The organism is Streptomyces sp. WAC05292 (assembly GCF_003949955.1).
Taxonomy (GTDB): Bacteria; Actinomycetota; Actinomycetes; order Streptomycetales; family Streptomycetaceae; genus Streptomyces; species Streptomyces globosus.
Map to the genome: position 1 here is coordinate 1 of NZ_RPSE01000067.1, position 22,381 is coordinate 22,381.

General features: G+C 78.4%; 16 protein-coding genes and 1 tRNA gene. 14 read left to right on the top strand and 3 right to left on the bottom strand.

All coding sequences use genetic code 11. The features are described from left to right. Positions 1-717, top strand: a 717-nt coding sequence (locus EF903_RS10785; RefSeq protein ID WP_312845908.1) for a glutamine amidotransferase-related protein, incomplete at its 5' end; no start/stop codon positions are given. 129 nt (positions 718-846) lie between these two features. Next, positions 847-919 (top strand) — tRNA-His (locus EF903_RS10790). A gap of 63 nt (positions 920-982) precedes the next feature. Here EF903_RS10790 and EF903_RS10795 read toward each other — a convergent pair. Further along, positions 983-1,792 (bottom strand): alpha/beta hydrolase, encoded by an 810-nt coding sequence (locus EF903_RS10795; protein ID WP_312845909.1) that lies wholly within the window; start codon positions 1,790-1,792, stop codon positions 983-985. Between the two features lie 200 nt (positions 1,793-1,992). Beyond that, positions 1,993-2,802 carry an ABC transporter ATP-binding protein gene (locus EF903_RS10800; RefSeq protein ID WP_399420574.1) on the bottom strand — a complete coding sequence of 270 codons (810 nt, stop codon included), beginning with the start codon at positions 2,800-2,802 and terminating at the stop codon, positions 1,993-1,995. 186 nt (positions 2,803-2,988) lie between these two features. Here EF903_RS10800 and EF903_RS10805 point away from each other — a divergent pair, with 186 nt between their 5' ends. From EF903_RS10805 to EF903_RS10845, 9 genes are all read left to right on the top strand, one after another. Then, positions 2,989-6,261: an FtsX-like permease family protein gene (locus EF903_RS10805; protein ID WP_125542982.1), complete on the top strand. Its 3,273-nt coding sequence runs from the start codon at positions 2,989-2,991 to the stop codon at positions 6,259-6,261. Continuing rightward, on the top strand, positions 6,258-9,095 hold the full coding sequence (locus EF903_RS10810; protein WP_125542983.1) for a hypothetical protein: 2,838 nt from the start codon (positions 6,258-6,260) through the stop codon (positions 9,093-9,095). The genes EF903_RS10805 and EF903_RS10810 overlap by 4 nt, the downstream gene beginning before the upstream one ends. Further along, positions 9,092-10,045, top strand: coding sequence for an ABC transporter ATP-binding protein (locus EF903_RS10815; RefSeq protein WP_125542984.1), 954 nt, complete (start codon positions 9,092-9,094; stop codon positions 10,043-10,045). Before EF903_RS10810 ends, EF903_RS10815 begins: the two co-directional genes overlap by 4 nt. Before the next feature lie 108 nt (positions 10,046-10,153). Further along, entirely contained in the window at positions 10,154-10,498 is a 345-nt protein-coding gene (locus EF903_RS10820) for a hypothetical protein (protein ID WP_125542985.1), read from the top strand. A gap of 104 nt (positions 10,499-10,602) precedes the next feature. After that, positions 10,603-11,613 (top strand): 3-oxoacyl-ACP synthase III family protein, encoded by a 1,011-nt coding sequence (locus EF903_RS10825; RefSeq protein ID WP_260615063.1) that lies wholly within the window; start codon positions 10,603-10,605, stop codon positions 11,611-11,613. Continuing rightward, the gene (locus EF903_RS10830; protein WP_260615064.1) at positions 11,610-12,356 is read left to right on the top strand and encodes a glycosyltransferase family 2 protein; all 747 of its coding nucleotides are present in this window, start codon (positions 11,610-11,612) and stop codon (positions 12,354-12,356) included. The genes EF903_RS10825 and EF903_RS10830 overlap by 4 nt, the downstream gene beginning before the upstream one ends. Next, positions 12,356-13,882 (top strand): class I adenylate-forming enzyme family protein, encoded by a 1,527-nt coding sequence (locus tag EF903_RS10835; RefSeq protein ID WP_125542987.1) that lies wholly within the window; start codon positions 12,356-12,358, stop codon positions 13,880-13,882. The genes EF903_RS10830 and EF903_RS10835 overlap by 1 nt, the downstream gene beginning before the upstream one ends. Positions 13,883-14,484: 602 nt before the next feature. Beyond that, positions 14,485-15,546, top strand: coding sequence for a cytochrome P450 (locus tag EF903_RS10840; protein WP_221888729.1), 1,062 nt, complete (start codon positions 14,485-14,487; stop codon positions 15,544-15,546). Then, on the top strand, positions 15,543-16,478 hold the full coding sequence (locus EF903_RS10845; protein WP_125542989.1) for an NAD(P)-dependent oxidoreductase: 936 nt from the start codon (positions 15,543-15,545) through the stop codon (positions 16,476-16,478). The genes EF903_RS10840 and EF903_RS10845 overlap by 4 nt, the downstream gene beginning before the upstream one ends. Before the next feature lie 536 nt (positions 16,479-17,014). Here EF903_RS10845 and EF903_RS10855 read toward each other — a convergent pair. Beyond that, entirely contained in the window at positions 17,015-17,227 is a 213-nt protein-coding gene (locus EF903_RS10855; RefSeq protein WP_125542990.1) for an MbtH family protein, read from the bottom strand. Positions 17,228-17,447: 220 nt separating this feature from the next. Here EF903_RS10855 and EF903_RS10860 point away from each other — a divergent pair, with 220 nt between their 5' ends. From EF903_RS10860 to EF903_RS10870, 3 genes are read left to right on the top strand one after another with little or no spacing between them, the layout of a single operon-like run. Further along, entirely contained in the window at positions 17,448-19,808 is a 2,361-nt protein-coding gene (locus EF903_RS10860) for a lantibiotic dehydratase (RefSeq protein WP_125542991.1), read from the top strand. After that, a complete protein-coding gene (locus tag EF903_RS10865; protein ID WP_125542992.1) occupies positions 19,808-21,328 on the top strand; it encodes an amino acid adenylation domain-containing protein in 1,521 nt (506 codons plus the stop codon). The genes EF903_RS10860 and EF903_RS10865 overlap by 1 nt, the downstream gene beginning before the upstream one ends. Continuing rightward, positions 21,325-22,335, top strand: a complete 1,011-nt coding sequence (locus EF903_RS10870; protein WP_260615065.1) for a threonine/serine dehydratase — start codon at positions 21,325-21,327, stop codon at positions 22,333-22,335. The genes EF903_RS10865 and EF903_RS10870 overlap by 4 nt, the downstream gene beginning before the upstream one ends. Positions 22,336-22,381: the final 46 nt, after the last annotated feature.

The window sequence follows — 22,381 nt, forward strand, 5'->3', positions numbered from 1 at the left end:
ACCCGCCCCGCGCGCATCGCGCTCGTCGGCGACCGCTCCCCGCACGTCGAGTCCCACATCCGGATCCCGCGCCTCCTCGACGCCCTCGCCTCCCGCGACGGGCTCGTCCTCGACGCGTACTGGATCCCCACCGCCGACGCCGCGGCCGAGGCCGCCTCCGGCTCGCTCGCCCGCTTCGACGCGGTCTGGGTGCTGCCCGGCAGCCCGTACGCCAGCGAGGCGGGGGCGCTGGCCGCGATCCGGACCGCCCGCGAGGAGGGCGTCCCCTTCCTCGGGACCTGCGGCGGCTTCCAGCACGCCCTGCTGGAGTTCGCCCGCTCGGTGTGCGGGCTGTCCGTCGGGCACGCGGAGAACGACCCCGCCGCAGGGGACCTGCTGATCGCGCCGCTCGCCTGCTCGCTCGTCGGGCACGAGGGCCTGGTCCGGGCGGAGCCCGGCTCGCTGGCCGAGGCGGCGCTGGGCGCGGAGCGGAGCCTGGAGCGCTACCACTGCAACTTCGGCCCGGACCCCCGCCACCTGCCGGCGCTCGCCGCGCACGGGCTGCGGCTGACGGGGCACGACGAGGACGGGCAGCTGCGGATGGCGGAGCTGCCGGGGCACCCGTTCTTCCTGGCCACCCTCTTCCAGCCGGAGCTGTACGGCGACGGCAGCCGCCCCCACCCGGTGGTCAGGGCCCTCGCGGCGGCGGCCGTGGCACGCGCCGCGTCCGCCGGCTGACGGACGCCCGCCCGCCGGCGGACGCCCGCCCGGTCGGCGGGGCGGCCGGGGGCGGCGTGTCGCGGGACCGCCCCGCTGATCGGCTATGCTGTGCGTGCACATCGAACGGGCGGCCCGCCGCCCGTCGTGGTGGGTGTAGCTCAGTTGGTAGAGCACCTGGTTGTGGTCCAGGTGGCCGCGGGTTCGAGTCCCGTCACTCACCCTGTAGGCCCGTGGGGCGCGAGATCGTTCGCGCCCCACGGGTTTTTCCGTTGCCGGGGCCGGGTCAGCCGCGCAGGAAGGCCTCGACCTCTGTGACGAACGCCACCGGCGTCTCGTGCGGCGGGTAGTGGCCCGCGCCCGGAAGGGGCACCACCCGGCAGTCGGGGTAGGCGGCCTGCCACGTGTCCCGCATCACGGCGGGCGTGAGCGCGAGGTCGTACTCGCCCGCGAGCACCAGCACCGGGACGCCGTTCCCCTTCACCGCGGCCGACAGGTCCGCCGTCCGCCAGCTCTCCAGGTAGGCGGCGAACGCCTCCGGCCGGGAGACGGCCAGGGAGTGCGCGACCATCCGGTCCAGCCAGTGCCCGCTCGCCCGGTTGCCGGTGACCAGGTCGAGGATGGCGCGGCGGTTCTCCGGGCTGCGGGCGGCGCCCTGGAAGAGCGCGAGCGTGGTGTCGTCCATCGCGTACGGGGCCGGCGGCACCGGGTTCACGCCGACCAGCTTCTCCACCCGGCCGGGGGCGCGCACCAGCACCTGCTGCATGGCCTTGCCGCCCATGGAGTGGCCCACCAGCGAGAACGTGTCCCAGCCGAGCTCGTCGGCGAGCGCGAGCACGTCCGCGGCGATCTCGTCGAGGTCGAAGCGGCCTTCGACGTCCCGGCGGTCGCCGTAGCCGCGGTAGTCGGGGAAGGCGTACGAGAAGCCCTCCGGATCGAAGTGGTCGAGGACCGAACCCCAGTTGGCGGAAGTGCCGAACCAGTCGTGCAGCACGATCGCGCGGACGGGTCCGGTGCCGATCCGGCGGTGGGCGATGGCCATGCGCTCTCCCTCGGTGACGAGGCGGGTGGAACCGACGCCGTACGTCCTGCCCATCCGGCCCGCCCCCACACCGCGGGCGGACCGGGGAACGATTCCGCACTCCCGCGGCCGCCGGGGCGCCGCCGCTGTCCGCAAGGGCAGCGCGCTCAGGTCCGCGAGGGCACCGCGGGCCGCACCTGCGCCGCCGCCCGGCCGGACCGGAAGGGCGGACTTCCCCGACCGGCGGGCCCGCCGGCGGCCGGCCGCGGAGGGGGTCAGGCGGCCGGCGGCCCAGGGCGACGGGGAGCCGGACCGCCGTCCGGGCCCGGTCCGGCGATGCGGCCGTCACGCAACTCCACCACGGTGTCCGCGAGTTCGAGGAGGACCGGGTCGTGGGTGGCGACGAGGACGGTGACGCCCTCGCTGCGGACCACCGCGCGCAGCAGTTGCATGATCGAGCGGCCGGTCTCGGAGTCGAGCTGGCCGGTCGGCTCGTCCGCGATGACCAGTGCGGGCTCGTTGGCGAGGGCGCGGGCGACGGCGACGCGCTGCTGCTGGCCGCCGGAGAGCTCGCCGGGCCGCTGACCGGCGTGCTCCGCCAGGCCGACGAGGGCGAGCAGGGTGCGGGCCCGCTCCTCGCGCTCCTTCGCCGGGACGCCGCGCATCCGCATCGGTACGCCGACGTTCTCGGCCGCGGTCAGGACGGGGATCAGGCCGAAGGACTGGAACACGAAGCCGATCCGGTCGCGGCGCAGCGCGAGCAGGCCCTCCTCGTCGAGTCCGGCGAGGTCGGTGCCGTCGACGGCCACGGTGCCGCCGGTCGGGGTGTCGAGGCCGCCGACCAGGTTCAGCAGGGTGGTCTTGCCGGAGCCGGAGCGGCCCTTGAGGGCGGTGAGGCTCCCCCGCGCGACCTCGAACGACGCCCCGCGGAGTGCGTGCACGGCGCGTTCCCCGCTGCCGAAGGCGCGGTGGACGCCGTCCACGACGACCATGGGCGCGGTGGGCGCGGCGGTGGCGCCTCCCGCGGCCGCGCCCCGCGCGGCGGGCACCGCTGCCGCGGACGCGTCTGCCTGATGATCCGTCATGATGGTTGCCTCTCCCGGGAGTAGGTCGACCGGCGGGCCCGGCGGACATGCCGCCCGGATCGCTTGGCCCCCGAATATGTTCATCCGCCACCGGGATCGCGCAAGCCCCTTCCGTGGCGCGATCGTTTCTGACACCATCGGCCGCTATCCGGAGCCAATCGTCCGGAAAGGGGAGGAATACCGCGCATGCTCGGCTTCGTCGTGCGCCGGCTGCGCGGGAGACTGCCGCTCGCCGCCGCCGTACTGCTGACCGTACTGATCGCCACCACGGTGCTGACCGCGCTGACCGCGTTCACCCGCGGTGTGGGCGAGGCGGGGCTGCGCCGGGCGCTGACCGGCCCGGACGGCGTCCGGACCACCGTCCTCGTCACCGGCGGGCATCCGGCGTCCGCGCGGGAGAAGGACGACGCCGCCGTACGCGCCTTCGCCGGCGAGCTCTTCGGGCGGTTCCCGGTCGGCGTCGCGGACGCGGCCCGCAGCCGTTCGTACGGGCTGCCGCGCGCCCACAACCCGGGCGCCGAGGCGGCCCTGACCCTGCTGGCCTCCCTCGACCGCGAGCAGGCCGTCCTGGCCGCCGGCCAGTGGCCCGGCGCCGTCGCGGCGCCCGGCGGGCCGGTGCCGGTCGCCGTCCCGCAGCAGGCGCTGGCCCGGCTCGGGCTCACCGAGCAGGGGCTCCCGGGCGACGTGCGGCTGGACGACCGGTACGGCGGCCCGCCGCTCACCGTGCGGGTCACCGGCGTCTACCGGGCAGCCGACCGGCACGCCGCCTACTGGAGGCTCGACCCGCTGGGCGGGCGCGAGGTCCAGGCCGCCGGCTTCACCTCGTACGGCCCGCTGCTCGTCGACGACAGCGCCTTCACCGCGGGCGGACTCGTCCAGGACTCCCGCGCCTGGCTGCTCACCCCCGGCCTCGCGGACGCCCGCAGCGCCGAGACGCGCGCCCTGGCCGCGCGGGTCGAGGACTCCGCCGCCCGCCTCAAGGGCTCCTCCGGCCTGACCGCCGCCACCGAACTCCGCGCCTTCCTGGGCGAACTGGAATCCGGGCAGGTAGTGGCCCGCTCCGCCGTGCTCGTCGGCGCGCTCCAGCTGGCCGTCCTCGCCGCGGCGGCCCTGCTGCTCGTCTCCCGGCTGCTGACGGACCGGCAGGAGGGTGAGCGGGGCCTGCTGCTGGCCCGCGGGGCGTCCCGCGGGCGCCTCGCCGCCCTCGGCCTGGCCGAGGCGCTGCTGATCACGCTGCCCGCCGCGCTGTCGGCCCCGCTGCTCGCGCCGCCGCTGCTGCGGCTGCTCGCCGGGTCCGGCCCGACGGCCCGGGTGCCGTTCGACCCGGACGGCGACCCGCTGCTGCTGTGGCCCGTCGCGGCCGCCTGCGCCGCCGTCTGCCTGCTGCTGATCACCCTGCCCGGCGTGCTCCGCGGGGCCGCGGCCGCCGCGCTGCGCCGGGCCGGCCGCCGGCAGGCGATCGTCGCCGGAGCGGCCCGCTCCGGGGCCGACCTGGCGCTGCTCGTCCTCGCCGTCCTGGCCTACCGGCAGGTCGCCGCGCACAGCGGCGCCCGCGGGGCGGCCGACGCGCCGGGCGCGGAGGCCCGGCCGGACATCGACCTGCTGCTGGTCGCGGCGCCGACGCTCGCCCTGTGCGCCGGAACCCTGCTCGTGCTGCGGCTGCTGCCGTTCGCGGCGCGCCTCGGCGGGCGGATCGCCGCCCGGGGCCGCGGACTCGGTCCGGCGCTCGTCGGCTGGCAGCTGGCCCGCAGGCCCGGCCGGGCCGCCGGGCCCGTCCTGCTGCTCGTCCTCGCCGTGGCCTGCGGCGTCCTGGCCGTGGGCCGGCACACCGCGTGGTCCGCGTCGCAGCGCGACCAGGCGGACTTCGCCACCGCGGGCGGGCTGCGGATCCACGGCAGCGACCTCCCCGCGATGGGCCAGGGCGGCCGGTACGCGGCCCTGCCCGGCGGCGACCGCGTGATGCCGGTGATCCGCAGCACGCAGCAGCTGCCCTCCGGGCGGAACGCGCAGTTCCTGGCGTTCGACACCGCCGCGGCCGCCGAACGCGTCCCGCTGCGCGCCGACCTCCGCGACGGCCGCCCGATGCGCGACCTGTTCGCCGCCCCCGCCGGCACGGCCCCCGCCGCGGGCGGCGTCCCGCTCCCCGGGAAGCCGCGCCGCATCGACCTGGACATCGAGCTGGGCGCCTCCGGCGACAGCGGGAACCCGGGGCTCGGGCTGCTGCTCCGCGACCGGTTCGGGCTGACCCACCGGACGCCGATGGTCCCGCTGCCGTCCGGCGGCCGGGCCACCGTGCCGGTGGACCTCGGCATGCTGACCGGGGCCCCGCTCGGATCCGCCGCCGCGCCGCTGAGCATCGCCGGGATCGTGGTGTCGTACCGCCCCGCCGGCGACTTCCCGGGCGGCCCCCCGGTCGGCGGCGAGGTGGCCGTGCGGCGGCTCGCCGTCTCCGACAGCACCGACGGCCCGGCCGTCCCCGTGCCCGCGCCGGGCCCCGCCTGGACGCTCACCACCCCGCAGCCCCCGGCCGCCGACCGGCAGCCCGCCGGGGAGCTCCTGCCCGGCGGCGGGGACGGCTCCGCCTGGGTGCGCCTGCGCTACCGGGGCGGCACCGACGCCCCGGGCGGCGTGCAGCTGACGCTCGCACCGCCCGGGGCGGCGCAGCCCGCGGCCGAGGTGCCCGCAGTCGCCTCCCGCGGCTACCTCGCCGAGACGGGGGCGGCCGTAGGGGACCTCGTCACGGTCGGGGTGGGGCCCGTCGCCGTGCCCGTGCGGATCAGCGCCGCGGTGCGCTCCCTCCCCGTGGCGGACGATCCGGCCCTCGCCGTCGACCTGCACTCCTTGGGGCGCCTGCTCGCCGCGGCCGGGGCGCGGGAGCTGCCCGCCCCCGCCGAATGGTGGCTGCCCGCGCTGTCCGCCGGCGACCCCGCCCCGGCGCAGGCCGCCGCCGTCCTGCGCGCCGGGTCCGGGGCGCAGCAGACGATGCTGCGGGAGGAGGTCGCGGACCGGTTGCTGGGGGACCCGCTGAGCGCCGGCCCGCAGGCCGCGCTGGCCGCCCTGGCGGCGGTCGGAGCAGTGCTCGCGGCGATCGGCTTCGCCGCGGCCGGCGCCGCGGCCGGCCGGGAGCGCGCCCGGGAGTTCGGCATCCTGCAGGCCCTCGGCGCGTCCCGGCGGAAGCTGGCCGGGACCGCGGCCGCCGAGGGCTGCCTGCTGGTGGTGCTGGGCAGCGCCGTCGGGGCGGTGCTGGGCGCCGTGGCCGTCCACCTGGTCGTCCCGCTGCTGGTGTTGACGCCCGCCGGACGGCGTCCCGTTCCCGAGGTACTCGTCGACCTGCCGACCGGCGCCACCCTGCTGCTGGTGGCCGCCGTCGCGGCGGCACCGCTGCTGTCGGCCGTACTCGCAGCCCGCGGCGGGCGCACCGCCCCGGCCGCCCGGCTGCGCCACGAGGAGGAGCTGTGAGCAGGGACGTGACGGACCGCCGGCCCGAGCCGGCCGGCGACCCGCGGCCGGGCGCCGGGCCCCGCCCGTCCGGCAGCGCGCCGTCGGGCGGGGCCGCGGCAAGCGGCGGGCCCGCCGAGCGGCAGGTGCGGCCCGCGGCCTGGGTGCGGACCCGGCTGCGCGCCGCCCCGCCGGCCACCCTCCTCGCGGCCGCCCTCGCCTTCACCGCCGTCCTCCTCGCGGCCGCCCTGCCGAGGGCCCTGGACCGCGGAGCCGACCAGGCGCTGCGCTCCTTCCTCCACGGCCGCCCCGCCCCGACGAGCCTGATCGCCACGTCCGACGCGCGCGTCGGGCCGCAGACCCCCGAGGGCCTGGACGAGGTCCTGGCCAAGCTCCTCGCGCGGACCGGACCGGTGTCCCGGATCGCCCCGACCGGGCCGGTCCACGGCACCCGGGCGCTCGGTTCGCGTGCGCTCCGCAACCCCGAACTGTCCCGCCCCGAGGGCGTGCCGCCCGAACTGAACCTGCTGTACCTGCGGCATCCCGACCGGCACGCCCGGCTGGCCGCGGGGCGTTGGCCCGCCGGCGGGACCGCCGACGGCCCCGTGCCGGTGGCGCTGTCGCAGAAGGCGGCCGAGACCCTGAACGCCCGGCTCGGGATGGTCCTGGAGACCCCGCCGGACCTGTTCGGCCGCCCGTACCGTGCCGAGGTGGTCGGCCTGTACGCGGTCGACGACGAGGAGGACCCCTACTGGGCCGACCTGCCCTGCCTGACCCGGGCCTGCGCCAACTACACCACGGGCAAACTGCCGGCGCTCTACTGGCAGACCGCCGCGCTCGTCGGGCCGGACGCCATCGGCCGGCTCGGCACGTGGGGCAAGGGCTCCGAGGACTTCTGGCGGCTGCCCGTGGACACCGCCGCCCTCCGGGCCGACCAACTCGGCGCCGTCGAACACGAGCTGGCCTCCTACACCGTCGGGCCGACCGCCCTCGAGCTGGAGCGCACCGCGGGCCGGCCCAACCTGCGGATCACCTCCGAGCTGCCGCGGCTGCTCACTCAGGCCGAAGCCCGATGGCAGGCGGCCGCACCGCTCGCCGCGATCGGCCCGGCCGGCGTCACCGGAGTCGCCGTCGTCGTGTTCTGCCTGGCCGCCGCGCTCGCCGCCGACCGGCGGCAGGCCGAGCTGCGGCTGCTCACGGCCCGCGGCGGCTCACGCGCCGGCATCGTCGGCCGGCTGCTCGGCGAGGGCGCGGTCACCGTCCTCCCGGCCGCCGCGGCCGCGACCGCGCTCGCCCTGGTGCTGCTGCCGACGCCGCGGTGGGCGGGCTCCCTGCTGGCGGCCGCCGCGACGACCCTGTTCGTCCTGCTCGCCTTCCCCGTCCGGGCCGCCGTCCTGCTGGCACCGCCCCGCGCGCCCGCCCCGCGGCGCCGCCTGGTCGCCGAGCTGCTGGTGCTCGCCGCCACCGCCGCGGCCGTGTACGAGGTCCGCCGGCGCGGGATCGCGCCCGCCGGGCAGGGCCCCGACGTCCTGCTGATCGCGGCTCCGCTGCTGCTCGCCCTGTCCGGGGGGCTGGTGCTGGCCCGGACCCAGCCCGCCGCCGTCGCGCTGGCGGCCAGGGCGGCCGGGCGGGGGCGCGGCCTCGTCGGCTTCCTCGGCCTGGCCCGCGCCGCGCGCGGCACCGGGGGGCGGGCCCGGCCGTCCGCGCTCCCGCTGATCGCCCTGCTGCTCGCGGTCACCACCGGCGGCTTCGGCGCCACGGTGCTGGACGCGGTGGACTCGGCCAGGATCCGGGCGGCCCGGCTCGCGGTCGGCGGCGACGTGCGGATCGCCGCGTCCCCCGGCCACACCGTGCCCGAGGCGATGTCCGAGGCCGCCGCCGCACTGCCCGGCGTACGGACCGCGGTGGAGGTGTGGACCGACGACAACGCCTTCCTGTTCGGGACGGTGCAGGGCTCCACCCAGGTCGCCGTGGTCGTCGCCGACCCCGTCCGGTACGCGGAACTGGCCCGCAGGACCGGGCGCGGCGGCTTCGACCCCGCGCTGCTGGCCCCCGGGGCCGGCGACGCCCCGGTGCCGGCGCTGTTCAGCAGCGGGCTGGCCCGGCTGGCCCGGCCCGGCGGCGAGCCGTTCCGGCTGCACCTGGACTCCGGCGGAGAGCTGCGGATCCGCAATGCCGCCGTGGTCGACGGCACCCCGGCCAGGCCGGACGGCGGCGGCGCCGTCATCGTCCTCCCCGCCGGTCCGGCGACCGCCGCCGCACTGCCGCGCCGTCCCGGCCCCGACCGGTGGTTCGCCGTAGGCGCCGTCGACGAGGACCGGCTGCGGGAGCTCGTCCGGGCCACGGCGCCGGCCGGGCAGGCCTCGCGGTTCCGGGTGGAGACCGCCGCCGCCGCGGCCGCCGGGCTCGGCGAGAACCCGCTCCAGCGGTCGGCGGGCCGGCTGTTCTGGGGCTCCCTCGCCGGGGCCCTCGGATTCGCCCTGCTGGCGGTGCTGCTGACTCTCGTGCGCGCCGCGCCCGAGCGGGCCGCCGTACTGGCCCGGCTGCGCACGATGGGCCTGCGCCCCCGGCAGGGCCTGCGCCTGATCGTCGTCGAGGCGCTGCCGCAGGCGGTCGGCGCCACCGTCGGCGGGGCCGCGGTCGCACTGGCCGCCGTGGCGCTGCTGGGGCCGTACGTGGACCTGACGACCATGGTCGGCGCGCCCGTGCCGCCGGGTCTGCGCCCGGCGGTCCGGCCGGTCCTGGTGCAGGCGCTGGGGCTGTCCGCCCTGGTGGCCCTGGCGGTGTTCGTCGAGACCGCGGTGTCCGGGCGGCGCCACATCACCACCGAGTTGAGAGCGGGAGACCAGCGTTGACCACCGACCAGCCGACCTACCAAGAGCTGCGGCAGCGGGCCCTCGCGGCCACCGTGCCCCGGGGTCCGGAGGCCGGGACGGCCATCGCCTGCGACCGGCTGGTGCGCATCTTCAGCACCGACGGGATCGAGGTGCAGGCGCTCCAGGGCCTGGAGCTGACCGTGGCCCGCGGGGACCTGGTGGCGCTGGTCGGCGCCTCGGGCAGCGGCAAGTCGACCCTGCTGAACATCCTGGCGGGGCTGGACGTCCCGACCGCCGGCACGGCCACCGTCGACGGGTACGACCTGCTGGAGATGTCCGCGAGGGACCGGCTGCGCTACCGGCGCGAGGCCGTGGGCTTCGTGTGGCAGCAGACGGCCCGCAACCTGCTGCCGTTCCTGACGGCCGCCCAGAACGTGGCCCTGCCGCTCCAGCTGGCCGGCCGCTCGCGGGGCGGGGCCCGGCGGCAGGCCGCCCGGGTGGCGGAACTCCTCGACGCCCTCGGCATCGGCGACCTGGCGGGCCGGCGGCCCGCCGAGCTCTCCGGCGGCCAGCAGCAGCGGGTGGCCATCGCGGTGGCCATGGCCAACGCCCCGGCGGTGCTCCTGGCCGACGAGCCCACCGGCGAGCTCGACTCCGAGACCGGGGCCGCGGTCTTCGAGGCGCTGCGCACCGTGAACCGCGAGCTCGGGGCCACCGTGGTCGTCGTCACGCACGACCCGCTCGTCGCGGGCGAGGTCCGCCGCACGGTCGCGATCCGCGACGGCCGCACGAGCAGCGAGGTCCTGCGCCGGACGGTGACCGACGAGCACGGCGCCGAGTCGGTGAGCGAACGCGAGTACGTGGTGCTCGACCGCACCGGCCGGGTGCAGCTGCCGCGGAAGTTCCTGGAGGCGCTGGGCATGGAGCACCGGGTGGCCGTCGAGTTGGCCGCCGGCCACATCGAGGTGCACCCCGACGACGCCGCCTGAGACCGGCCCGCCCGCGCCCGGAGCCCCCGTCGGTCGGGTGCGGTGCGTCGGGTAGCGTCTCGCGCAGGTGCGGGAGGGCCCGCCCGTCGTTCTCCGGAGGGGTGTTTCGTGGCGCGTCCGCTTGAGGGTGTCGTCTTCGCGCCGGTCGCCGACCAGGCGCCGGGACAGGTGGGGCGGGAGACCCGGTTCACGTACCACGAGGAGGAGGGGCGGATCTGGGCCGAGTACGCCGGCGGGGACGTCGTCCGCGGGTTCCTCGTCGGCACGCGCACCGGCGACGTGCTCGACTTCCGGTACGTGCAGCTCCGGCCCGACGGGACGACCGCCTCCGGGCACTGCGCGTCCACGGTGGTGGAACTGGCCGACGGGCGGCTCCGGTTGGAGGAGTCCTGGGAGTGGGAGTCCGGGCCCGGCACGGGCACGAGCACGGTGGAGGAGGTACCGCGGGCGTAGTGTCCGTACTCAGGCGGTCCGGGGGCGGCCGCGGCGCGAAGTGAGCATCCGTACTCAGGTCCGGGCCGCCGCCGGTTGCCATCGTGGCGGGCATGTTCACTTCGTTGCCTGATCCCCGACTCCGCGCGGGCATCACCGCCGTCGGCAGCATGCTGCCCGACGGGGTCCTGTCCTCGGACGCCCTCCAGGAGGAGCTGGCGCGCCGCAGCGGCCTGGCCCTGCCGCCGAGGCTGCTGACGCAGGCCACCGGGATCGCCGCCCGCCGCGTCGCCGGCCCCGGCGTGTACGCGTCCACGCTCGCCGCGGGCGCGGCCCGCCGGGCCATGGACGCGGCCGGGCTGACCGCCCCGGACATCGACCTGCTGGTGTTCGCGTCCGCGACCCGCGACATGGCCGAACCGGCCACCGCGCACATCGTGCAGGCCGAACTGGGCACGCGGGCGCACGCGGTGGACGTCACCAACGCCTGCAACAGCTTCGTCAACGGCATCGACCTCGCCCGTTCGGCGATCCTGGCCGGGCGGGCCCGGCGGGCCCTGGTCGTCACCGGGGAGACCCCGAGCCGGGCCGTGCAGTACGAGCCGGCCGACCTCGCCGAACTACGCGCCGGCTTCGCCGGGTACACGTTCGGCGACGCCGGGGCGGCCGTCGTCGTGGAGGCCGTGGAGCGGGGCGGGATCCTCGACGTCGACACCGAGACGCACTCCGAGCACTGGGAGGTCGGCGGGATACCGGGCGGCGGCTCGCGCCACCCGCGCGGGGACGCGTACACGTACTTCCGCGGCGACGGCCACGAGCTGCGCGGCGTGTTCGAGAAGGTCGGGACGGCGGTCATCGACCGGACGCTGCACCGCGCCGGCACCGACTGGGACGGCTTCGCGAAGGTGCTCGTACACCAGGTGACAGTGCCGTACCTGGAGCGGTTCGCCGAACTGACCGGGGTCCCCGCGGACAAGCTGGTCGTCACCGTGCCCGAGCTGGGGAACATCGCGAGCGCCACCCTCGGCGTGCAGCTCGACCGGGTGTTCGAGGGGCTGGCGCCGGGCGAGCGGGTGCTGTTCGTCGGGCTGGGCGGCGGCATCAGCATCATGACGATGGTCTGGGAGAAGTCGTGAGCGGACACGGGATGTGGGTCGTGGTGCCCGCCCACCAGGAGGCGGCCCGGCTGGGCGCGACGCTGCGGGCGCTGGCCGCGCAGCACGACCGGGACTTCACGCTGCTGGTCGTCGACAACGCCTCCACGGACGGCACGGGGGACGTCGCCCGGGCCTTCGCGGCGTCCGCGCCGTTCCCCGTACGGGTCATCGAGGAGCCGGAGAAGGGCGTCGGGTCCGCCGTCGACACCGGGTTCCGGTACGCGATCGGGCAGGGGGCGCGGCTGCTGGCCCGCACCGACGCCGACTGCCTGCCCCGGCCCGGCTGGACGGGCGCGGCGCGGGCGGCGCTGGCGGCCCGGCCCGGCCTGGTGTGCGGGCGGATCACCGCGCGCGGCGACGAGCACGGGCCGCTCGGCCGCGCCGGGTTCGCCGTACTCGTGGGCCTCGCCGCGCTGTTCGGGCGGCTGCGGCCGCAGCACGTGCGGCGCGGCGAGTTCCGGGCCCCGTACCGGATGCACGCCGGGAACAACATGGCGATCACCGCCGAGCTGTACCTGGCCGTCGGCGGGATGCCGCGCCGCCCCTCCCCCACCGACCGGCTCTTCCTGAACGCCGTACGCCGCCACACCGACCGGATCAGCCGCTGCCGGTCGATGGTCGTGGAGAACTCCACGCGCCGGATCCGCGCGTACGGGATCGCCGGCACCGCCCGCTGGTACCTGGACAAGGGCAGCGGCCGCCACGGAACGGACCCCCGCTGATGCTCGACCGACTCGACGACGCACTGCGCCGCCGGCCCGACCGGCCGGCCGTGCTCACCTCGACCCGCGGCGGCGCGCCGCGGGTCCGGGCGACGTGCGGCGAACTCGCCGGCCTCGCCGACGGATACGCGGCCGCCCTGCACGCGCGGGGGCTGCGGGCCGGCGACACCGTCGGGGTCGCGGTGCGGCCCGGGCCGCGGGCCCTCGCGGTGCTGCTGGCGCTGTGGCGGCTCGGGCTGCGCGGCGCCGTCCTCGACCCGGGGGCCGGACCCGACGTGCTGCGCGCCCGGCTGGCGCTGGCCCGGCCGTCGCTGGTGCTGGCCGACGCGGCGGCGCAGGCCGCCGCCGGGTGGGCGCGGCCGCTGGCCCGGCGGGCCGCCCTGGCCCTCCCCGACCTGGGGGCCCTGGGCTGCCCGGTGGCGACCGTCGGGCCGCGGCTGCCGTGGTGCGCGCCCGCGCTGGAGCGGGGGGCCCGGCGGGCCGGGCTGCCCGCGGCGGGGGCGGCGCCGGTCGGGGACGACGCCGACGCGGTGGTCGTGTTCACCTCCGGAACCACCTCGCAGCCGCGGGCCGTCGTGCACACACGGGCGAGCCTCGCGGCCGGGATGGAGACCGTCGAGACGCTGTTCTCCGGCGCCGGGCGGGCCGCCGGGGAGGCGTCGCGGCGGCCGGTGCTCGGCGGGACCTTCTTCGTCCTGGTGCCCGCGCTCACCCGGGGCGCGCCGGTCGCCCTGCCCGCGCGCTCCGCGCGGGTCCTGGCCCGGCAGCTGCACCGGCTGCGGCCCGCGGACACGTACCTGACCCCGCCGCGGCTGCGGGAGGCGCTCGGTGCGGGCGCCCGCTTCCACGGGCGGGTGTGGACGGGCTCGGCGCCCGCCGGCGCCGAACTGCTGAGCCGCGTACGGGAGGCGGGCGCGGCGCAGGCGTGGGGCGTGTACGCGCTGACCGAGCTGTTCCCGGCAGCGGCCGTCGAGGCGCGGGAGAAGGCCGCGTTCGAGGGCCCCGGCGACCTGGTCGGCGCCCCGCTGCCGGGCGTACGGGCCGAACCGGACGCGGACGGGCAGCTGCTGCTCTCCGGACCGTCGGCCCGCCACCGCTACCTGGGCGAGGAGCCCGATCCGTGGGTGCGTACGGGAGACCGGGCGCGGCTGGACGCGGCGGGCCGGATCGTACTGGAGGGAAGGACCAAGGACATGGTGCTGCGGCGCGCCGAGAACATCTACCCGGGCCTGTACGAGCCATCGCTGCACGTGCCGGGCGTCGAGCTGGCGGTGCTGGTCGGGGTCCCGGCGGGCGGCGGCCCCGAGGCCGCGGGCGACGAACGGCTCGTCGCGGTGGTGCAGCCGCGCCGCGGCACGGACCTGCCGCGGCTGCGGGCGGCCCTGTCCGGCCCCCTGCACCGGATGGGCACGGCCCGCCCCGACGCGGTCCTGTTCGCCCGGGTCCCCCTGGCGGGCCGCTCCCGCAAGCCGGACCGCACGGCGGCAGCCGCCTTGGCGGCGGCCCGGCTGGAGGGCTCCCGATGACGGCCCGCAACGCGCCCCCCGGCCCGGCGGCCGGGGGTACGACACCGAGACCGGCCTCGGCACGGGCCACGGCCACCGGGCGGGCATCGGCGCAGCCGGCCGCCCCCGTGCCCGCCGCCCCGGCGAAGCCGCGCGGCACGGCGGGAACACGTGCGGCCGCCGCCGAGCCGGCACCGAAGCGGGCCGCGGCGGGGCGGCCGACCCCGGCCGGTACGGCCGACCCCGCGGCGGCGGGCGGCGCTCCGACGCGCCAGGCGGCGCCCGACCGCGCCGCGGAGAGCGAGACCACACCGGAAGGCGCGACGGTGCGACCCGTGGCGGCGGTTCGTCCGGCGCCGGGTGGCGCGGTGGCGCCCGGCGCGGTCGGCGGCAGCGCGGCGGCGCGGCGCGGGACCCGCACGGCTCCTGGCGGTACGGCTTCGCCCGCGGCGGCGGGCGGCGCTCCGCCGCGCCAGGCGGCGCCGGACGGTGCCGCGGAGAGCGAGACCACACCGGAGGGTGCGCCGGCGCGGCCCCTGGCGGTGGGTCATGCGGCGCCGGGCGGCGCGGTGGCGCCTGCCACGGCCGGCGGTGTCGCGGCGGCGCGGCGCAGGGACCGGCGGGTGTACCTGCGGAGCCATCCGGTGCTGTTCGCGCTGCTCGCCGCCGGGCGGGGTCGCGGGGTGCGCCGGATCGGGCGGACCGTGCTCGTCCACGACGCCGGCGCCTACCGGGAGGCGCTGACGCGGATCCCGCTCGACCGCACCGCCGCCGGGACCACGGGGGCGGCCGCGCAGGAGGCGCTCGCGGGCGCGGGCGGGGTGCTGTTCGACCAGGAGGGCAGCGGTCACCGCGCCGACCGGCGCGATCTGGCCGACGGGCTCGGCGCGGCCGGGGTGGAGCGGCTGCGGAGGCTGTGGCGTCCGCTGCTGGCGGAGCGGCTCGCGCCGCTCGGCCGGGGCGGCGAGGTGGACGTGGTGGCGCTGGCCGCCGAGTTGTCGGGCTCGGCGGTGTGCGCGCTGCTCGGCTCCGGCGCGGACCCGTCGGCGGTGGCCCGTGCGGCCGCGGCCGCGGCGGCGGCTTCCGTACGCGGGCACCTGCCGGGCCCGCGTCGGCCCGGCGCGAAGGCGGCGGCGGCCCGGACCGCCCGGGAGCTGCGGGAGCTGCTGGCCGGGGGCGGGGGCGGCGACGGCGCCCTGGCGGCGATGCTGGCGGTGGCGGCGGTGAACACCACGGTCGCCGCGCTGCCGAGGGCGGTCGCCTGGTGCGCCGACGCCGGTCTGTGGGGGCAGGCCGGCGATCGGGAGCTGCTGCCGCGGCTCGCCGACGAGCTGCTGCGGGTCACCGCGGTCTCGCCGGTGCTGCCGCGGGCGGCCGCCGCCGACGGCACGGCCGGCGGCTGCCCGGTGCGGGCGGGCGACCGGCTGGTGCTGGTCGCCCGGCATGCGGCGGGCGCGCACCGGCGCGGTCCCGACGCCCTCGATCCGGCCCCGCCGGCCGAGGCGCACCTGGTGTTCGGTGCCGGCCCGCACGCCTGCCCGGGCGCGCGGCTGGCCCGTGCCCAACTGGCCGACGTGCTGGCCGCGCTGGCCCCGTACCGGCCGGTCGTGGTGCGGGCCCGCGCGGACCGGCGGGCCGCGCTGCCCGGCTGGCGGGTCCTGACCGTGCGGGCGGGTGCTGCATGAGCGCCTTCGCGGGGGTGGCCGGGCTGCGCGTCGCGGTGACGGGGGCGAGCGGCTTCTGCGGCGGGCACGTCGCCCGCGCCGCGGCGGCGGCCGGCGCGGACGTGGTGTGCGTGGGGCGCAGGCCCGGGCCCGTCGGGGAGCACCGCTTCTGGGACGCGGCCCGGCAGGTGCCGGACCTGGCCGGCGCGGACCTCGTCGTGCACTGCGCGGCGGCGGTAGGCGACCCGGCGCCCGGCTCGCCCGCGGAGGCGCGGATGCGGGCGGTGAACGTCGACGGCACCGAGCGGCTGGCGGCCGCCGCCGCCGGCAGGCCGGTGGTGTGGGTGAGCAGCGCGAGCGTGTACGACCCGCGCCGGGACCGCACCCTGGTCCGGGAGGACCACCCGCGGGCCGGACACCTGAACGCGTACGGCCGCACCAAGGCGGCGGGCGAGGCGGCGGCCCTGGCCGCGGGCGCGGTGGTGCTGCGCCCGCGCGCCGTGTACGGGCCGGGCGACACCACGCTGCTGCCGCGGATCCTCTCCCGGGTCCGGGCGGGCACCCTGCTGCTGCCGGGGCCGGACGTCCTGCTCAGCCTGACGGCGGTGGAGAACCTGGCCGGCGCGGCGCTCGCGGCCCCGGGCTGGGCGCCGGGCGCGTACAACGTGGCGGACGCGGCCCCGTACGGGCGCAACGAGGCGGTACGCCGGGTCCTGCGCGCGCACGGCGTCCGCGCCCGGATCCGCCACCTGCCCCTGCCGGCGGCGCGCGCGGCGGCCCGCGCCGCGGAGGCGCTGGCGTCGGCCACCGGCCGCGAACCGGCCCTGAGCCGCTACGCGGTGGACCAGCTGGCGCACCCGGTGGTGCTGGACCTGACCCGCGCCCGCGCGCAGGGCTGGACCCCCCGCCACACCCTGGACGGCTACCTGTCCACCCTGGGGTGTCGGGACTGACGGCCGCGGAAAGGACAGGGCCATGGGCGTGTACGTATCGGTCCGAGGATGGCTGGAGTGCGACGGGGCACAACTCGCCGCCGTCCAGGAGATCATCTCGGCCCACGCCGACGATCACTACTCCCACGGCTGGAGCACGCCCCGCCGTCAGGTCAACTGGACCCACTACGTCTTCTACGGCGCGGACATCCGCGAGTCGGCCCTGGACTGGTTCGCGCCAACTCGGGGAGATCGCCCGGATCCCTGCCTCGGACGGGGACGGCGACCTCGTCCGGGGCCTGTTCCTCGCCGGCCGCGAAGTCGGCGGGACGACCGAGTGGCAGGTCCGGGACGGCCGGCTCGCCATCGCGCCCGCCGACGTCCGGCACCGGTACCTCGACGAGTAGCCCGGGCCCGGTGCGCCGGGCGCCCGGCCGCCGGCCCGGCATTGCCCAGGCCGCGGCCGGCGCCCCGCACCGGCCGGCGGGGCTCGGTTCCCCCGCGCCTCAGCCACGCCGGCCGGCGTTCGCGTCCCCCGTGCTCCCCCGCGGGCGGCGTCAGGCGCCCGCCTCGGCCAGGCGGCGGCGCAGGCTCAGCGGCCGCATGTCCGTCCACACCCGGCCGATGTGGTCCAGGCACTCCTGCCGGGTGCCGGACGTGCCCTCGGCGTGCCAGCCCGCGGGGAGTTCCCGGTCCGCCCGCCAGATGGAGTACTGCTCCTCGTCGTTGTGCACGACCAGGTAGCGCCCGCCGTCGTCGGTCTCGCTCATCGCCTCGGTCCTCCCGCTCTCGATCGGTCGGCCCCAGCCTGCCGCCGCCCGCCCGGCCCGCCATAGGGACAAACGCGCAGAAGGACGGGCGGCCCGTGCTGCCGCTCCTTCCCTGGCGGCGGCCGTCCCGGCGGCGGCAGTGTTCCGGGGAGCCGGAGCAGGCCGCAGGGGCTGCCGGACCGGCAGGTTGAGGCCGGACAGGCCGGAAGGAGCTCCGCCCATGTCGGACACACCGCACCACGTGTACCTGCCCGCCGGCGGGTGGCGGCTGTGGGAGCACTTCGCGCTCCGCGGCCCCGGTTTCCCCGCCGAGGGGGTCCTGCGCACGGCTCCGCCCGGACTGGCGTACGCCGCGGACAAGTTCGGGCCGGGCGACGTGCTCGCCGGGCCCGAGTGGGACGGTTTCGCCGAGGCCTTCGACGCCGCGGCCGTCCGTACGTCCGCCCTGTTGCAGGAGATCGCTGCCGATCCGCGTTTCCGGGCTGCGCTGGCCTGGCAGAACCCGGCCGTGCTGCGTACCGGCATCGCGCCGTTCCTGGCGTGGACGCCGACCGTGCGGGGGCGGACGAGCATGCCCCGGCAGCGGGAGGAGCTCGTCGCGCACTACTGGCAGCGGTTCTGCGTGAAGAACGACACCATCGGCTTCTTCGGTCCCGTCGGGTGGGGCCGCTGGGACTCCGCGGCGGACGGTGTGCGGATCGATCCCGGGCCCGGTGGGCTCATCGCCGAGTCCCGCGTGTACTTCGCCAGTTGGGCGATCGACGCGCTTGCCCGGTCGCTGGACTCCGATCCGGCGCTGCGGGCGTGGATCCCGCCGCGGCGGGTGTCGTTCGTCCGCGCCGACGGCGACCGCGTGCTCGTCCCGGGCCGGCCTCCGCAGCCGGTCGGCGGCACCGAGCGCGCCGTCCTGGACCTGTGCGACGGGACCAGGCCGGTCGCCGTGATCGCGCAGGAGCTGGGCCTGCCGGTGGCGGAGGCGACCGAGGCCGTGCGGTGGCTGCAGGGCCGGCGGTGGGTGCACTGGCGGCTGGAGGTCCCCACCGGCACCTACCCGGAGCGGGAGCTGCGGGCGGTCCTGGAGCGGGTCGGCGACCCGGCGCTGCGCGAGCCGGCGCTGGCGAAGCTGGCGGTGCTGGAGCGGGGCCGGGACGCCGTCCGGGCCGCGGGCACCGACGCCGACGCGCTGACCGCGGCGATCACCGCGCTGGAAGCCGACTTCGCCGCGCTCACGGCGACCGCCGCCCAGCGGTCCAAGGGCGAGCGGACGGCGCCCTGCCGGGGCCTGGTGTACTCCGACTGCCGGCGGGCCGCGACCACCTCCCTGCCCACCGCGCTGCTCGCGGAGCTGACCCCCCTGGCCCAGTGCCTGACGTCGGCGCGCTGGCTGACGAACCGGTTCGCCGACCGGGTCCGCGCCCGGCTGCGCACCGTGTACGAGCGGCTCGCCGCCGACGGCGGCCGGGTCGACCTCGGGCGGATGTGGCTGGCCTGCCTGCCGTCCCCGTACCCGGAGGCCGACCGGGACCTGGACGCCGTACAGGCGGAGCTGCGCGCCAAGTGGGCGCGCGTCCTGGACGTCCCGGAGGGGGCGCGGCGGGTGCGCGTGTCGTCGGAGTCGATCGCCGGGCGGGTGCGGGAGGAGTTCGAGGAGCCCGGCGCCGGCTGGTCCCTGGCCCGCTACTTCAGCCCCGACGTGCTGCTGCTCGCCGACGGCGCGGACGCCGTGGCGCGCGGCGACTTCGACATGGTGCTCGGCGAGATGCACTGCGCCCTCAACACGACGGGCGCGTCCCTCTTCGTCCACCAGCACCCGGACCGGGACGAGCTGGTCGCCGAGACGACCCGGGACTTCCCGGGACCGCGGCTGCTGCCGATGCTGCCGAAGGAGCTGCCGCTGAAGTGGTCGGCGCGCAGCAGGCCCTCCCTGGACCGGCCGCAGGACTACCTGGTGTCCCTGGTCGACGACACCGGGGACCCCTACCGGCCGCGGACGGTGGCGTGCGCGGACGTCGCGGTGGAGGACCGGGGGGGCCGGCTGGTCGCGGTCCTGCCCGACGGGGCCGTCTTCGACCTGCTCGACGCGTACGCGAACACGCTCACGCAGCGCGTCATGGACCGGTTCACGCTCCGCCCGGAGGGCGACCACACGCCGCGGATCTCCATCGACCGGATGGTCGTGGCGCGCGAGACGTGGGCGTTCCCCGCCGGCGGGCTCGGCTTCGCCGACGACAAGTCGGAGGCGCGCAGGTTCGTCCGGGCCCGGCAGTGGCAGCGGGAGCACGACCTGCCGCGGTTCGTGTTCGTGGTGTCGCCGACCGAACCCCGGCCGTTCTACGTCGACTTCGAAAGCCCCGTGTACCTCAACATCCTGGCGAAGGCCGTGCGCCGGCTGGCGCGCAAGGACCCTTCCGCGAAGCTGAAGGTGAGCGAGATGCTGCCGACGCCGGAGCAGGCGTGGCTGACAGACGACCGGGGCGCCGCGTACACCTCCGAGCTGCGGTTCGTCGCCGTCGACCGGACGGCCGCCGAGGGGGCTGCCGCGGGAGTCGTGGCGGCCGCCGGGGCCGGGGCGGGGGCGTGATGCGGACCTTCGTCGACGACATCGCCGGCCACGCCCTGCGCGACCCCGGCCGGATCGCCGTCACCACCCCGTCCGGGGACGTCACCTACGGGGAACTTCGGGCGCGCATCGAGGGGTTGGCGGTGCTGCTCCGGGCGCGCGGCGCCGGTCCCGAGACGGTGTGCGCGGTGGCGGTGGAGCGAGGCGTGGACGCCGTTGCCGTGCCCGCCGCCGTCCTGCGGGCGGGGGCGGCGTTCCTCGGCCTGGATCCGGAGCAGCCGCCCGCGCGGCTCGCCGCGCTCGCCCGCAGCGGCGGCGCCGGGCTGCTGGTCACCACCCGGGCGCAGGCCGGGCGGCTCGGGGGCCTGCCGGTGCCCGGCCCGCCGGTGCTGCTGGACGAGCCGGGGGCGGCGGGCGGGAGGCTCGGCGCCGAAGGCGCGCCCGGACCCGCGCCCGTCGCAGAGGGGTCGCTGGCGTACGTCAGCCACACGTCCGGCAGCACCGGCGAGCCGTCCGCCGTCCTGGTCGAGCACCGCGGGCTGGACTCGTACCTGCGGTTCGTCGCCCGCGACTTCGGCCTCGGCCCCGACACGGTCGCCCTCCAGACCGCGCCGCTCGGCTACGACGCCTCCATCCGCGACACCTTCGCCCCGCTGCTGGCGGGCGGCCGCCTGGTGGTGCTGCCGCGGTCCGCGCTGCTGCGGCCGGAGGAGTTCGGCGCGGCCGTCCGCCGGTACGGGGTGACGGCGCTGCTCAGCACCACCCCGTCCTTCCTGTCCTTCCTCGCCGGGCAGCCCGGTGCGGGCGGACTGCTGGCCGGCGTGCGGCTGGTGGTGTCCAGCGGCGAGTCGCTCCGGCCGTTCCTCGCCGCGGGCGGGCGGTCCCTCGTACGGGGCGTGCTGGTGAACCAGTACGGGCCCACCGAGTGCACCATGACGTCGACCCGGCACGCCGTGCCGGACGTCCCCGACGCCGTCGCCGACGTGGTCGGCACCCCGATCGACGGGGTGCTCGTACGGCTCCTGGACGCCGGCATGCGCCCGGTGGCCGACGGGGCCGTCGGCGAGGTGTACATCGGCGGCGCCGGCGTGGCCCGCGGCTACCGCGGGCAGCCGGCGCGGACCGCGGAGCGGTTCGTGCCCGACCCGCTCGGCCCGCCCGGCGCCCGCCTGTACCGTACGGGCGACCTGGCGGTCCGCGGCCCGGACGGGCTGGAGTTCCACGGCCGCGGCGACCGGCAGGTCAAGATCCGCGGCTACCGCGTCGACCCCGCGGAGGTCGAGGGGGTGCTGCTGGCCCACCCCGGGGTGACCGGGGCGGTCGTCACCTCCGACACGGACCCGCAGGGCCGGGTCTTCCTCGTCGCGCACGTCACGGGGGATCTGGCGGGCGTCCCGGACGGGGCGCTGCGCGCCCACCTGGCGGCGGTGCTGCCGCCGCACCTGATGCCCCGCCGGTTCGCGCGCCTGGAGGAGCTGCCGACGACGCGCGGCGGGAAGGCCGACCGGCGGGCCCTGGCGCAGTCCGGGGGCCGGCCGTGACCACCGCACCGGCCGGCCGGCCCGGCGTGCTGTCCGCGCTCCCGAGACCCCAGGACTGCGCCGCCTCGCGGGGGGACGCCCGCCCTCCGGGCCGGGCCGACGTGGAGGCGGCCGCCGTGCGGATCGCCGGGCACGTGCGGCGCACCCCGCTGCTGCCCGGCCCGGGGGTGCTGCTGAAGGCCGAACACCTGCAGTACGGGGGCTCGTTCAAGCTGCGGGGCGCGCTGAACGCCGTCCTCGCGCTGGGTGCGCGCCGCATCGTCGCCGGCTCGTCCGGCAACCACGGCATCGCCCTGGCCCGGCTGGCGGCCTCCCTCGGCGCCGAGGTGACGGTGGTGCTGGCCAGCGGTGCGCATCCGGCTAAGGCGGCGCTGATCGCCGCTCTGGGCGGCCGGACGGTGTCCGTGCCGGGCGGCGTCGCCGACCGGGACCGGCGGGCGCGGGAGCTGGCGCAGGAGACCGGTGCGGTCCTCGTGCCGTCGTCCGACCACCGGCTCGTCGCCGCCGGGCAGGGCACCGTCGGCCTGGAGGTGCTGTCCGACGCGCCCGACGCCGAGACCGTGTACGTGCCGACGGGCGGCGGCGGGCTGCTCGCGGGGGTGTGCCTCGCCGCGCAGGGGCACCCGGTGCGCGTGGTGGGCGTCGAGCCCGCCTGCACGCCGCGGTACGCGCGCTCGCTGGCCGCGGGGCGGCCGCTTCGGCTGGGCCCCAGCAGCACCGTCGCCGACGGGCTGCGAGGCCAGCAGCCGGGCGCGGTGACGTACCCGGTGGTCCGCGACCGGGTCGACGACATGGTCGCCGTGTCCGACGCGGAGGTCCTGGCCGCGGCCGCCCTGCTGCGGCGCGGCGGCGTCGACGCCGAGCCCAGCGGCGCCGTGGCCCTGGCCGGGGCGCTGCGGGCGGGCCGCAGCGGCGGCGGCCGGTGCGTGGCGATCGTCTCGGGCGGCAACACCGCGGCGGCCCTGGCCGCGGCGACAGCCGCCGCGGGCCTGCCGGGGGGCGGCTGACCGCCCCGCCGACCCGGCCTCCCGCCGGCCCGGCCTCCCGCCGGCC

Bases quoted from the DNA above. Each gene is read 5' to 3' on its own strand.
- EF903_RS10795 (WP_312845909.1), bottom strand. From the start codon at position 1,792: ATGGGCAGGACGTACGGCGTCGGTTCCACCCGCCTCGTCACCGAGGGA.
- EF903_RS10800 (WP_399420574.1), bottom strand. From the start codon at position 2,802: ATGACGGATCATCAGGCAGACGCGTCCGCGGCAGCGGTGCCCGCCGCG.
- EF903_RS10805 (WP_125542982.1), top strand. From the start codon at position 2,989: ATGCTCGGCTTCGTCGTGCGCCGGCTGCGCGGGAGACTGCCGCTCGCC.
- EF903_RS10835 (WP_125542987.1), top strand. From the start codon at position 12,356: ATGCTCGACCGACTCGACGACGCACTGCGCCGCCGGCCCGACCGGCCG.
- EF903_RS10845 (WP_125542989.1), top strand. From the start codon at position 15,543: ATGAGCGCCTTCGCGGGGGTGGCCGGGCTGCGCGTCGCGGTGACGGGG.
- EF903_RS10855 (WP_125542990.1), bottom strand. From the start codon at position 17,227: ATGAGCGAGACCGACGACGGCGGGCGCTACCTGGTCGTGCACAACGAC.
- EF903_RS10860 (WP_125542991.1), top strand. From the start codon at position 17,448: ATGTCGGACACACCGCACCACGTGTACCTGCCCGCCGGCGGGTGGCGG.
- EF903_RS10865 (WP_125542992.1), top strand. From the start codon at position 19,808: ATGCGGACCTTCGTCGACGACATCGCCGGCCACGCCCTGCGCGACCCC.